At 66.5% G+C, this 12,619-nt stretch carries 14 protein-coding genes; 6 read left to right on the forward strand and 8 right to left on the reverse strand.

Annotated features, from left to right (window positions below; translation table 11 throughout):
• Position 1: 1 nt before the first annotated feature.
• From Q7I88_RS05475 to Q7I88_RS05510, 8 genes are all read right to left on the reverse strand, one after another.
• On the reverse strand, positions 2 to 1,375 hold the full coding sequence (locus Q7I88_RS05475) for an MATE family efflux transporter (RefSeq protein ID WP_305098030.1): 1,374 nt from the start codon (positions 1,373 to 1,375) through the stop codon (positions 2 to 4).
• A 37-nt stretch (positions 1,376 to 1,412) separates the two neighbouring features.
• A complete protein-coding gene (locus Q7I88_RS05480) occupies positions 1,413 to 2,414 on the reverse strand; it encodes an alcohol dehydrogenase catalytic domain-containing protein (RefSeq protein WP_305098031.1) in 1,002 nt (333 codons plus the stop codon).
• Positions 2,415 to 2,421: 7 nt separating this feature from the next.
• On the reverse strand, positions 2,422 to 3,309 hold the full coding sequence (locus Q7I88_RS05485) for an MBL fold metallo-hydrolase (RefSeq protein WP_305098032.1): 888 nt from the start codon (positions 3,307 to 3,309) through the stop codon (positions 2,422 to 2,424).
• 11 nt (positions 3,310 to 3,320) lie between these two features.
• Complete coding sequence (locus Q7I88_RS05490) at positions 3,321 to 4,184, reverse strand: SDR family NAD(P)-dependent oxidoreductase (RefSeq protein ID WP_305098033.1); 864 nt, start codon at positions 4,182 to 4,184, stop codon at positions 3,321 to 3,323.
• A gap of 120 nt (positions 4,185 to 4,304) precedes the next feature.
• Positions 4,305 to 4,844: a 2,4'-dihydroxyacetophenone dioxygenase family protein gene (locus Q7I88_RS05495; protein ID WP_305098034.1), complete on the reverse strand. Its 540-nt coding sequence runs from the start codon at positions 4,842 to 4,844 to the stop codon at positions 4,305 to 4,307.
• Between the two features lie 135 nt (positions 4,845 to 4,979).
• Positions 4,980 to 5,525, reverse strand: coding sequence for a 2,4'-dihydroxyacetophenone dioxygenase family protein (locus tag Q7I88_RS05500; RefSeq protein ID WP_305098035.1), 546 nt, complete (start codon positions 5,523 to 5,525; stop codon positions 4,980 to 4,982).
• A 78-nt stretch (positions 5,526 to 5,603) separates the two neighbouring features.
• Positions 5,604 to 6,860, reverse strand: a complete 1,257-nt coding sequence (locus tag Q7I88_RS05505; protein ID WP_305098036.1) for an MFS transporter — start codon at positions 6,858 to 6,860, stop codon at positions 5,604 to 5,606.
• A gap of 13 nt (positions 6,861 to 6,873) precedes the next feature.
• Positions 6,874 to 7,419 (reverse strand): VOC family protein, encoded by a 546-nt coding sequence (locus Q7I88_RS05510; protein WP_305098037.1) that lies wholly within the window; start codon positions 7,417 to 7,419, stop codon positions 6,874 to 6,876.
• Positions 7,420 to 7,584: 165 nt separating this feature from the next.
• Here Q7I88_RS05510 and Q7I88_RS05515 point away from each other — a divergent pair, with 165 nt between their 5' ends.
• The 6 genes from Q7I88_RS05515 to arsC all read left to right on the forward strand — a co-directional run bounded on the left by Q7I88_RS05515 (position 7,585) and on the right by arsC (position 12,533).
• Positions 7,585 to 8,343: a class II aldolase/adducin family protein gene (locus Q7I88_RS05515; protein WP_305098038.1), complete on the forward strand. Its 759-nt coding sequence runs from the start codon at positions 7,585 to 7,587 to the stop codon at positions 8,341 to 8,343.
• Between the two features lie 29 nt (positions 8,344 to 8,372).
• Positions 8,373 to 8,552 (forward strand): hypothetical protein, encoded by a 180-nt coding sequence (locus Q7I88_RS05520; RefSeq protein ID WP_305098039.1) that lies wholly within the window; start codon positions 8,373 to 8,375, stop codon positions 8,550 to 8,552.
• Positions 8,549 to 9,091 (forward strand): (2Fe-2S)-binding protein, encoded by a 543-nt coding sequence (locus Q7I88_RS05525; protein WP_305098040.1) that lies wholly within the window; start codon positions 8,549 to 8,551, stop codon positions 9,089 to 9,091. Before Q7I88_RS05520 ends, Q7I88_RS05525 begins: the two co-directional genes overlap by 4 nt.
• An 84-nt stretch (positions 9,092 to 9,175) precedes the next feature.
• Positions 9,176 to 9,856: a Fe2+-dependent dioxygenase gene (locus tag Q7I88_RS05530; protein ID WP_305098041.1), complete on the forward strand. Its 681-nt coding sequence runs from the start codon at positions 9,176 to 9,178 to the stop codon at positions 9,854 to 9,856.
• A gap of 87 nt (positions 9,857 to 9,943) precedes the next feature.
• The gene (locus Q7I88_RS05535) at positions 9,944 to 12,145 is read left to right on the forward strand and encodes a TonB-dependent receptor (protein WP_305098042.1); all 2,202 of its coding nucleotides are present in this window, start codon (positions 9,944 to 9,946) and stop codon (positions 12,143 to 12,145) included.
• Positions 12,146 to 12,188: 43 nt separating this feature from the next.
• On the forward strand, positions 12,189 to 12,533 hold the full coding sequence (gene arsC / locus Q7I88_RS05540; protein WP_305098043.1) for an arsenate reductase (glutaredoxin): 345 nt from the start codon (positions 12,189 to 12,191) through the stop codon (positions 12,531 to 12,533).
• Positions 12,534 to 12,619: the final 86 nt, after the last annotated feature.

A 12,619-nucleotide genomic window follows, 5' to 3' on the forward strand; every position in this document is an offset into this window, starting at 1 on the left:
ATCAGGCCGTCACGGCTCTCGATCCAGCTTTGCTCTGTTTTTCATTGGCAGCAAAGATCCGCCACGCGATCAGTCCCGCCGCCGCGAAGCCGGCGAGGTTGCAGGCCAGTTCCGCGAGGTAGATGGCCGAGGCGCCCATTTGCCCGCGCAGCAGCCAGGCCACCGGTATCATCACCAGGAGGACCCGGCCCAGCGAGAGCGCCAGGGCGGTGCCGGCGCGGGCGATGGCGTTGAGCGCGCCATTGACCACGATGAGCACTCCGTATCCGGCGTAGCCCCACACCGCGATGGCGAGATACTGCGCGGTCTGGTCGCGGGTGGCTGGATCGCTGCTGAAGCGGGCGGCGAAGAAGTCACGGCCGAAGAACAGGACCGCCGCCGCTGCAAGCCCATAGGCGAGGCAGAAACCGTTCGCGAGCAGCAGCGCGCGCTTGGCGCGTCCCTTTTCATCCGCGCCCCAGTTCTGTCCGACGATGGCGCCGATCGAACTCGAGAGCGCGAGCAGGGGCACGACCGCGAAGGTTTCCAGCCGCCCGCCGGCGCCGAAGCCCGCCACCGCCGCGCTGCCTTCGCTCGCCAGCAACGAGGTGAGAATGGCGAGGCCGGCGGGGTTGATGGCGTTCGAGAATGCCGCCGGACCGGCGACGCGGGCGAGAGCGGCGACGCCGCGATGCCAGCCCTGGTGAATGGCGGCGGCGGGGTGGAAGCCGATCTTCGTGGTGCCGAGCAAGGGCACGGCGACGATCACGCCCAGCGCCCACCCGGCGACCGTGGCGTAGGCCGCGCCGTCGAAGCCGAACGCGGGCAAGCCCAGTCCGCCGTTGATCAGCAGCGGATCGAGGAACCAGTTGGCCCCGGAAAAGGTCACCAGGATGATCGTGCTGCGCACCGCCGCGCCTTGTCCGCGCATCGTGCCGTTGATGCCCATCAGCACCAGCAGGAGCGGGAAGCCGAGCGCGTAGCTGCGCATGTAGCTGTCGATCAGCGGCAATTGGGCCTCGCTCGCCTGCATCAGCCGAAACAGCGGCGCGCGCAGGAGCAGCAGCAATCCGGCGACGGTAATGCCCACGGCCAGGCCGACCAGGATGCCGAGATTGCCGCGCTGGCGCGCCTTGTCCTCGTCGCCTTCGCCCAGTGCGCGCGAAACGACCGAGCTGACCCCTGCGATCACGCCGACCCCGAGGCTCGAAAGCGCGGTCGTCACTGGAAAGATGAAGCTGATCGCGGCCAGCTCGCGTTGGCCCAGCTGGCCGAGGAAATAGGCATCGATGATGCCGACCGACATGATCGAGGCGACGCCCAGAACGATGGGCGCGGTCTGACGCCAGAGATGTCCGGCAATCGAGCCGTCGGCAAGCTTCGCGGTGTCGGACATCTCCCATCCAACGCGCCAGGGCGCATCGCGTTTCGCGCTAAGGCGCGATCAGCACCTTGCACTGGCTGGTGCGGTGCTTGAGACTTTCGAACACCTCGGGCACGGCGGCCAGCGAGATCGTGTCGGTTACCAGCAGACGCGGCTCGATCGCTCTGGACGACAGGGCTTCGAGCGAGGCTTCGTATTCGGGCACGGTGAAGAATGCGGCGGTGACCAGCTTCACCTCCTTCGACAGCATGGCGAACGAGTTGAACGTGTCGGGCCGGGTGCACAGCCCGAGCAGCAGGATCGTGCCGCGCGGCTTCACCTGCTCGACCCCCTGCGCGATCAGGCCGGGCACGCCGACGCATTCGAAGACGATGTCGGCCTTGCCGCCGAGTCCGCGCTCGGCGCTGCCGACCGGGTCGGCCGGATCGACCACGAAGACGTCGGCGCCCATCTCGAGGGCGCGGCTTTCCTGGAACTCGGCGATGTCCTGCACCGCGACCGTGCTGGCTCCCATCCGCTTGCACCAGAAGGCCACCGCAAGGCCGATCGGACCCGCGCCGAGCACCAGCACCTTGTCGCCCTTCTGCAGCCCCGAGAGGTTGACCCCGTGCAGCGCCACGGCGAGCGGCTCGATGATCGCCCCGTCGGCCAGGCTCAGGTCGGAACCGAGCCTGACGCACTGGTTGGGCCGCGTGACCGCGTATTCGGCATAGCCGCCGCCCTGCAGGCCGAAGCCGTCGCACCACTGGACCTCGCCCTTGCGGCAATGTTCGCACTGGCCGCAGGATTTGAGCGGGATGACCGAAACGAGATCGCCGGTCTTGAGCCCCGTTACGTCCTTGCCCAGGCCGACGACTTCGCCGGCGAATTCGTGGCCGAGCACGTCGCCGTGCCTGCAACCGTATGCCGCATCCTCGGTCATGTGCAGGTCGCTGCCGCAGATGCCGCACCGGCCGACCTTGACCACCACCTCCCCGGCTTCGGGCGTCGGGTCGGGCAGGGTCTCAAACTTGAGCGGGGTGTGCAGGGCCTGGAACGTTGCGGCACGCATGTAGGGGTCATTCCTCCCACGGGGGTTGGACGCCCATCGCCACGTCGGCGGAATTGGGCAGGATGAAATTGTTCAGCACATCGATCGCCTCGGGGAAGGCGGTCTTCGCTTTGGCCTGCAGGTCGGACGAGCTCTTCGCCTCGGCGACCAGCTTCGGCCAGGCATCGAGGAAGGCCTTGCTGAAGGCGATCCCGCTTTGGTCGTTCGGCAGCCCCGGCTTGGCGTGTCCGGCGACGACCATTTCGGGATGCAGCGCATCGAGCGTGTCGAGCGAGGCGCGCCAGGCGGCGACGTTCTCCGGCTCATGCTCGCCGAGCCACAGGAACACCTGGTTGAACACCAGGTCGCCGGGGAACAGCGCCTTAATGTCGGGCGCCCACAGCGCGGTGGCGTGGACGTGGTCGCCCTGCATCGGGCCAAGCACCTTGAGTTCGTGGCCCTCGAGCCTGATCGTATCGCCTTCGAGCGCCGCCGGTGCGCTCGGGTGCGCCGGGCCGTTGGCGCCGAGCATCGGGCTCCAGCGCACGACCTTGTAGGGCAGCGAGCGCCAGATGTCGGCAACCACGGTGGGATGGGCGACGATCTTCGCGTCGGGGAAGGCCTCGGCCAGCACGTCCATCGAGAAATAGTGATCCGGATGGTCGTGAGTGACGAAGATGTATTTGAGCGTCTTGCCGCTATCGAGCACCATCGCCGCGACGCGGTGCGCGTCGGCCTTGGTGAACGGTGGGTCGACCAGCACCGCATCGTGCTCGCCCATGATCAGCGCGGCGTTGGAGTGGAGCGAGCCGGCACTGGTGCGCAAGACCTCGACGGTGAGCGGCGGCTTGTCCTGCGCCGCGGCGGGTGCGGCCAGCGCCAGTGCCAGTGCGATACCTGCGACGATTCGCGCCATTTCGTCCTCTCCTAGTCGTTCAGCGGCTTGACCGGCCCCAGCTGCATGCCGCCATCGATCATCACGTGGGCGCCGGTGATGTAGCTGCCGGCGTCGCTCGCCAGCAGCAGGGCGAGCGGCTTGATCTGGTAGGTTTCGGCCATGCGCCCGACCGGCACCAGCTCGTCCCACGCCTTCTTCGCCGCCGGGTTCTTCTTCACCCACCCGTCGCCGATATTGGTCACGAACGGGCCGGGGGCAATGGCGTTGACGCGGATGCCGTAAGCGGCGAGCTCGTAGGCGGCGTGGCGCATGAAGTGCTTCACCCCCGCCTTCGCCGCCATGTAGGGTACGCCGACGATCGCCTCGTTGACCTCGGCGGCGTTCGAGCTGGTGATGACGATCGCGCCGCCGCGCCGCTGGCCGCCCGCCTCGTTGGCCTTCATCGCCCGCGCCGCCTCGCGCACCGTGTGGAATACGCCAGTGAGGTTGATGCCGATCGACTTGTACCAGCGCTGCGGGTCGTAGACGTCGATCTGCCCGGCGGGGTTGCGCCGGCCTTCGGGCGTCCAGAAGCCGTTGCCGACATCGAGGCCGGCGTTGGCGAAGCAGATGTCGAGCCCGCCGAACGCAGCGACGTGATTGTCGATCGCCTGCGCCACCTGCGCGAGGTCGGAGACGTCGCACAGGTCCCAGCGCGCTTCGTAGCCTTCGTCGACCAGCCGCTGCGCCTCGCGCTCGGCGCCTTCGGCATCGATGTCGGTCAGCGTCACTTTCGCGCCGGCCTCGGCCATGCATTCGGCATAAGCGAGCCCGATCCCGCTCGCCGCGCCGGTGACCAGCGCCGAGCGGCCGCGGATATCGAACTGGTCCAGGGTTTTCGGGCCTTCGGTCATTCTCGTCCTTTCGAACTGCCTTCATTTATCATCCCGGACTTGATCCGGGATCCCGCTTCCTTGTCCTGGCGCGGGTCGGAGAAAAGCGGGACCCCGGGTCGAGCCCGGGGTGACGATAGGTTAGAGGTAGAGCTTCGGGTTCACCGCGATGCCCTGCTCTTTGCAGTAGCTTTCGTAGTGGTTGATCATCCACCACACGTCGACCGTCTCGATCAGTTTGGCCTGGTTGTCGTAAAACTCGATCGGGCCGACCATCCAGCCCCACAGCTTGCACCCTTCGGGGTGGTCGGTGACGAGGGTGTGGCTTTCGCCGGGCACTTCGAAGATCAGCCCGCCCGGCGAGGCGACCCAGTCGTATTCGAGATAGCGCACCGAGCCGGTGATGCAGACCATGGTGACCGTGCCGCGGTGGAAATGCGTGCCGATCGTGCCCGGGCCCTTCATCCACAGGATGTTCGAATAGGCGTTCTGGCGCACGTCGAACGCCAGATGCTTGATCGCCGCGGTCTCGCCGAACGGCACCCACGGGCTGTCCCTGTCGCTCTCGGCGTCGATGTAGCGCCCGCCCGGCGTGTGCGCGCGGACGAGGTCCTTGTAGTTGAACGGGACGTCGACGATCCGCTGTTCGGTGTTCGGCGGGGCTTTCATCTGGCTGGCCATGGAAGTTCCTTTGTTCTTGGCCCGCTCCCCCTCGAGGGGAGAGGGTTGGGAGAGGGGGAGTCCGGTTTCATCCCCTCTCCCTCCGCCGCTTCGCGGCTCCTCCTTCTCCACTGAAGGGGAGAGGGCAGTATCATCCTACCGCATCAGGCTTTCGAGATAGGCGCCGCCGACCCCGTTGCTCTCGTAATGGGCGCGGGCGTCCTTGATGTAGTCGAACACGTCGTAGTGGCCGACGGTGTTGCCGTGCTCGTCGAGCCACATCAGCGGGCCCGAGACGACGAAGAAGACTTTCATCGGGTCGGCGTGTTCGTAGCTCACCAGCGTGTGCGCCTCGCCCGGGGTCTCGAAGATGAAATCGCCGGCGGTCGCGGTCCATTCGTGCTCGAGGTAGGCCCACTTGCCGCTGATCGTGTAGGCCCAGATCGGTTTGGGATGGTAGTGCCGGTTCACGATGCACGGCTTCTTGGCCATCAGCACGTCGGCCCACATGTTGAGCGCCGGGCTGATCCACACCGGTTTCGAATAGACGTCTTCGACCGCCGGGCGGCCGATCGGCACCCACAGCCGCTCGTCGCCCTCGGCGATCTTGGCCATGTAGGCCTCGGGCTTGGCGCCGGGGCGCAGCGCGTGCGGGATGGGCGGGGTTCCGGCCCAGGGTTCGGTTGTCGGTGCTTCGGGCATGGTTCTTCTCTCTCCAGCGGCCCCGTTCGGCGGGGCTCGTTCAGCCAATTGTGCGCGCAACCCGGCAGGCGGGCAAGGTCAGGCGATCAGCGGGTGCAGGCCGCGCTTGTGGCGCACCGTCGGCGCGCTTTCGACCATGAACAGCGCCAGCACGAAGCTGGCAGAGGTCAACACGATGAGGAACCACATGACTGCGGAAATCCCGTAGCTGTCGGCGAGCGCCCCGGCGAGCGTGGGGCTGAACACCCCGCCGAGGACTTCGCCGATGCCCATGACGATGCCGGTCAGCGTGGCGGTCAGGCGCGGGTCGACGCTTTCGGCCGGCACCGTCGCCATGAACAGCGGGAAGATGCCGTTCAATGACCAGCCGAAGTAGAACAGGATCGCCATGAACAGCCACGAGCCGCCGTCGTAGTAGAGCGCGGCGAGCGGCAGGATCAGCCCCATCACGCAGACCGCGATGAAGGTCGGCTTGCGGCCGATGTTGTCGGAAATCCACGGCACCAGGAAGGCGTTGACCCCGGCCGAGATGCCGAGCGCCGCCATGATCCAGCCCATCACCGTCTCGTCGAACCCGAGCGACTGGGTCAGGTAGAGCGGCATGAAGGCCCAGGTGACCACGAGATAGCTGACCAGCAGGATGGCGATCAGCGTGCAGATCAGCACGTTGCGGTTGGCCAGCGCCTGCTTGATGGTGACCTTCTCGCGCTCCGGCTGGCCTTCGTTTTCGAGGCCCTTGGGCGGTTCCCGCAGGGTGAACCAGATCAGCCCGGCGGAGATGAGGCCCGGAATGGCGGCGAAGAAGAAGCCCTCGCGCCAGGTATAGGCGATCGCGATCGGCACGAGGATCAGTGGCGCCGCGGTCGAGCCGAGCAGGTTGGAGCCGAGGTTCTGGCCGACGCCCATGGCGGTTCCGCGCCACTTGGGCTTCACTTCGGAAACGATCATCGCGTGGCTCACCGGCATGACGCCGCCTTCGGCTGCGCCCATCAATAGGCGTGCGCCGAGCAGGAGCAGGAACGATCCGGCGATGCCGGAAAGCATCGAGCACAGGCAGAACAGCACGGTTGCACCGATGACGATCGGCTTGCGGCTGCCGAGCTTGTCCGACAGCGGCCCGACGGTAAGCCCAGACAGCGCCCAGGTCAGCGACAGGCCGGACGATAGAAGGCCGACCTGCGTGTTGCTCAGCATCAGGTCCTTCTGGATGAAGGGCATCATGAAGTTCGCCGCCTGGCGGTCGAAGAACAGGATGCCGAAGTTGAGGCTCAGCAGCAGCGTCAGCCAGGTCTGGTAGCCGTCGCTGCGCCGCCGCACGGTCGAGGTGGTGATCATGTGGGGCATCCTGTCAGAGGAACGGGCGAACGGGGTCGCTGCCGTCCCAGCCTTGCGAGGCTTTCCAGAAGCGGGTGAAAGTCTCGTCCATGCCGGGGGTCACCGGCAGCAATTCGAGGAAGCCCCACTGCGGGGCGTTGCCGTCGTCGAGATAGACCACCTCTCCGCCCGTCGGGACCGCGGCGCGGAACGCCTCGACATAGCCGCGCTGCTGGTAGTCTTCGCTTGCCGCATCGACGTCGGCGCAGGCGAGACCGAAGTGGTGAAAGCCGTGGCCGCGATGGGCGATAGTTTCCTTGTAGACGCTCGGATGATCGTCGAGCGGCTGGATCAGCTCGATCAGCATGTGCCCCGCAAAGCCCATGCCAATGGTGATGTCGGCCTTCGATTCCTCGCCGCGGTAGGTCTGTCCGGGGACCAGGAAGTGGGGTAGGACGAAGAACGGACCCGCCCCGGTGTTGGTGGTCCAGTGATCGATCGCCGAGCGCAGGTCCTCGACCACGAACGCGGTCTGCGCGATTCCGCCCATCGGCTGGCCGTAGCCCAGCTCGTCTGCCATTCGCCTCTCCCCTCGCCGGCCGCGCCGGTCTGGTGGTATGGCTCGCCAATCCGCAGGACAAAGTCAATCGGCTTGCTGCGCGCCGGCGCGATTGGCGCAGCACCAACGGGCCATTGGCGAGGACCGCCGCAAGCGCTAAGCACTGGCGGCAAACGGAGAGAACCCATGGCGACCCAGCTCAAGCCCGACATCACTTGCAGCGAGGCCGAATGGCAGGCGCGGCAGGACCTTGCCGCCTGCTATCGCATCTTCGCGCACCTCGGCTGGTGCGAAAGCATCTACAACCACATCACGCTGCGCGTTCCGAGCGAGGACAACGCCTTTCTCATCAACCCCTACGGACTGCTGTGGGAGGAGGTCACCGCCAGCAACCTCGTCAAGATCGACGGCGAGGGGAACAAGGTCGGCGACAGTCCCTACCCGGTGAACCTCGCCGGGTTCACCCAGCATTCGGTGTTCCACAAGAGCCTGCCTTACGCGCACGCCATCGTCCACACCCATACGCCGGACACGATGGCGGTGTGCTCGACCGAGGGCGGGCTCGAGCCCTCGAACTTCTATTCCTGCTTCTTCGAGGGCGCGATCGGCTACCACGATTTCGAAGGCATCACCGTGCGCTCGGAAGAAGGCGAGCGGCTGGTCAAGAACATCGGCAACCATTTCATCCTGATGCTGCGCAACCACGGCCCGGTGGTCATGGGCCGCACGATCCAGGAAATGTTCCTGATGTACTACATGCTGCAGCGCGCGTGCGAAGTGCAGGTCAAGACCGCGAGCATGGGCAAGCCGATCGTCGTGCCGCCCGAGGTCATCGAGACTCACCAACGCGACCGCGACAAGCAGCTGACGACCGATTTCGGCAAGCTCGATTTCGAAGCGTGGAAGCGCAAGATCGACACTATCGATCGGAGCTGGCGGGATTGAGCAAGTCCTGCCCCAAGTGCGGGGGCCGGATGGACGCCGGGCTCCTGCTCGATCTGCGGGACGGCAACCAGAAGGCTGTGACCGAATGGGTCGAGGGCGCTCCCGAGCGCAAGTGGTACGGGCTCGTCACTCGCGGCAAGCGCAAGCTGACGGTGGAGACGTGGCGCTGCTCGCGTTGCCACCTGCTTGAAAGTTACGCGCCAGGATGACGGCCCTGACCGTCAACGAGCGGCCGGTGCGCTTCGACCTCGATCCGCAGACGCCGCTGCTCTCGGCGTTGCGCGATGCGGCCAACCTGACCGGCACCAAATACGGCTGCGGGGTCGGCGATTGCGGTGCCTGCATGGTGCTGGTCGACGGCGAGGCGCTGCGCTCCTGCCTCATCACGCTGGCCGAAGCCGAGGGCCGCTACGTCACGACGATCGAGGGCCTGAGCCGCGACCGCAGCCATCCGGTGCAACAGGCTCTGGTCGCGGAGCAGGCGATCCAGTGCGGCTTCTGCACCCCGGGCATCGCCATCGCCGCCGCTTCGCTGCTGGCGCGAAACCCGGCGCCGAGCGAGGACGAAATCAAGGCCGCAATCCCCAACTTGTGCCGCTGCGGGGTCTATCCGCGACTCGTCAGGGCGATCCAGCGCGCCGGGCGGGTGGCGCGGCGGCAGGAACGGATCAGCGCCGCGCCGGCTCCGGGCATCGACCCCGAAGACGCCGCGGCGGCAGTCCCGGCGATGCGCCACTCGGGAGAGTGACTCAGCGCCGGAGAGCCGCGCGGAGGCTTGACATTTCGTAATTGCAAATCATTCGCGTTATATATTGATGCGAGGATTTGACCAATGATCAACATCGAAGGCATACTCGATGCTGAGGCTGTCGCCGAGGTGCGCGAAATCGTCGACACCGGACCGTGGGTCGACGGCAACGAGACGTCGGGGCACCAGTCGCGCCTGGCCAAACGCAACCGTCAGCTCAAACAGGGCTGCGACGAGGCGGCGAGGGCGGGCAGGATCGTCCTCCAGGCGCTCGGCAACGCACCCGAGTTCATCGCCGCCGCGCTGCCGCTCAAGATCTTTCCGCCGCTGTTCAATCGCTATGAAGGCGGCGAGGCCTTCGGGGCCCATGTCGACAACAGCATCCGCGGCGTGGCGGGATCCGATTTCCGTATCCGCAGCGACCTGTCGTGCACCCTCTTTCTCGAGCCGCCCGAAGCCTACGAGGGCGGCGAACTGGTGGTGGAGGACCTGTTCGGCGAACACAGCGTCAAGCTCGGCGCGGGCGACATGGTGCTTTATTCCGCTTCCAGCGTGCACCGGGTCGAGCCGGTGACCAGGGGCGCGCGCACCGCGTGTTTTTTCTGGCTGCAGAGCATGGTGCGGGACGGCGGCGCTCGCGAGCACCTCTACCGCCTCGATCGCAGCATTCGCACGCTGAGCGAGGAGCGCGGGGGTGGTGACCGCGTGGTCGTCGATCTGACCAATCTCTATCACAATCTGATGCGAAGATGGGCCGACACCTGATTACTATTGCTACTCATTCGCATTAGTGTTGACACGCAGCTTCGCGCCTCTATCAGGGCCGCCACCACGAAGCTGCGAAAGAGAATCATGACCCTTCCCCGTACCGCCGCCGCCCATGGATTCGTGGCGCTGAGCTGCGTCGGCTTCATAGCCAGCGCGCCCGCCTCGGCCGATGAGGCGCCGGGTGAATTCGGATCGTCGATCCTGGTAACCGGGGAGCGGGACCGCGGCACGTCGTCCGCCAAGGATACCGCGCCGATCGTCAATACGCCCCGCACCGTCTCGGTCGTCACGCAGGAGACGCTCGAGAAGACCGGCACCTTTTCGCTCGAGGATGCACTGCGCACCGTTCCCGGCATCACGCTCGGCGCGGGCGAGGGCGGCACGGCCAGCGCGGACATGCCGCTGATCCGCGGCGTCGATGCCACCGGCGACGTGTTCGTCGACGGCGCGCGCGATGTCGGCTCGCAAAGCCGCGAGTCCTTCGCGCTCGAATCGATCGAAGTCTTCAAAGGCCCGAGCGGGACCTTCGGCGGACGCGGCACGGCCGGCGGGGCGATCAACCTGGTGAGCAAGGTCGCCCGCATGGACACCTTTGCCAGCGCGCAAGTCACTGCCGGAACATCCGACATGATCCGGGTTACCGGCGACGCCAACCGGCAGGTCTCGCCCGACGTCGCGCTGCGCGTTGTGGGCATGTACCAGGATTCGATGGTCCCGGGCCGCGATCATGTCTCCGACGACCGGTGGGGCGTTTCGCCGTCGATCGCCTTCGGCATCGGCGGCCCGCTCACCGCGACGCTGGCCTATTACCACCTGCAGACGAGCGGCATTCCCGACTACGGCATCCCGCTTACCTCGCGGGGCCAACTCAGTCCCGATCCGGCGACGCCGGACATTCGCCGGCCGGCCGACGTCGACCGCGACAACTTCTACGGCCTGCTGGCGCGCGATTTCCAGAAGACCAACGTCGATGCGGTGACGGGGCAGTTCGAGATCAGGCTGGCCGACGACGTGACCTTGTCGAACACCACGCGCTATAGCTGGACCGTCAACGACTATATCGTCACCAACCCCGACGACAGCGCCGGCAACGTCGCCAACGGCCTGGTCTGGCGCAACATCAAGAGCCGCAATTCGCACAGCGAGGGCGCGGTCAGCAACACCAACCTCGCCGCCGATCTCGTCACCGGCCCGGTCGGCCACAGCATCGCCGCCGGGTTCGAGTACAGCGACACCGACGCGCGCAACTTGCCCTACGAGGTCGACACCGGCGACCGCGCCTGTCCCGCCGCGGCCATTGCCAGCTACAACTGCACCAGCCTCTACAATCCCAACCCGCTCGACCCCTGGACCGGCACTGTGGCCGCCGGCACCAGCCCCTCGTCGGCGAGCGCCCGGGACTACGGCGTTTACCTGTTTGACACCGCGACGATCGTGCCGCAGCTGCTGCTCAACGGCGGTCTGCGCTGGACCTCGTTCAAGGCGGCGGCCGATGGCTTCAGGCGGGGTGTGCCCTACGACGCCGTCAACAGCGGGGAGTTCTGGTCGTGGCAGGCCGGAGCGGTCTTCAAGCCGAGCGCGAACACCAGCCTCTATTTTTCCTATGCGGATTCGAAGACCCCTCCCGGAACGACCGTGGGCGAGGGTTCGGAAAACCTCAGCGGTTCGAACGCGCTCTACGAGCCGCAGGGCACCGAGAACTGGGAGGCCGGGGCAAAGGCCGAACTGTTTGGCGGCGATCTGCTGCTGTCCGCCGCGGTCTTTCGAGCCAACCGCAAGAACATCCAGCAGCGCGATCCCTCGGGCGACGTCACGGAGGTTTTCGATTCGGCGCGGCTGCAGGGGCTCGAGCTCAGCGCCTCCGGGCGCGTGGGACCGGTTACCATGCTGGTCGGGTATACCTACCTCGAAAGCCGGCTGGGAGCCGACGCGGCGGCGGTGGATGGCGATCCGGCCACGGTCTCGAACCAGGGCAACGTCCTCCCGCAGACTCCCAGGCACAACATCGCCGCGACGATCGACTGGAAGGTTTCGCCGGCGCTCAGCATCGGCGGCGGCGCCTACGGCGCGTCGAAGCGCTATGCCGATGCGGCGAACCTGATTTCCGCGGACGGCTACCTGCGCCTCGACGCCCACGCACAATACGATTTCGACGAACACTTCGGCCTGCGGGTCAACGTCAGCAACCTGACCGACCGGCGTTACATCGTGAAGCTGCGCAACCCGCATTTCGCCGTCCCGGCCGATGGCCGGCAGGCGCTGGTTACCCTCATTGCCCGCTATTGAGGCGGGCAAGGGTTTGCGTTAGCGGGCGGCAGCGGAGGATGGCATGAAGGCGACGATCTGGCACAACCCCGGCTGCAGCAAATCGCGCGCCGCGCTCGAAACGCTGCAGGGACGCGACGATATCGAGCTGACGGTCGTGCAGTACCTCAAGGACCCGCCGAGCCGCGAAAAGCTCGCGCAACTCTATCGCGACGCGGGAATGGCGCCGCGCGAAGGGGTTCGCACGCAGGGAACCGATGCGAAGGAGCGCGGCCTGACCGAGGCCGACGACGCCAGCGTGCTCGATGCAATGGTCGCCGATTCCCGGCTGATCGAGCGACCCCTGGTCGAAACCGAAAAGGGCGTGCGCCTTTGCCGCCCGCCCGAGGCGATCCTCGAAATCCTCTGAGCGCCGCCCCGGCGCGGGTTGCATCGGACCGGCATATCTGCGAGGCGGCGAGACATGTTCGGGCCGGGCGCAGCTGGCCGCAAAAG

Source organism: Croceibacterium aestuarii (assembly GCF_030657335.1).
Classification (GTDB): Bacteria; Pseudomonadota; Alphaproteobacteria; order Sphingomonadales; family Sphingomonadaceae; genus Croceibacterium_B; species Croceibacterium_B aestuarii.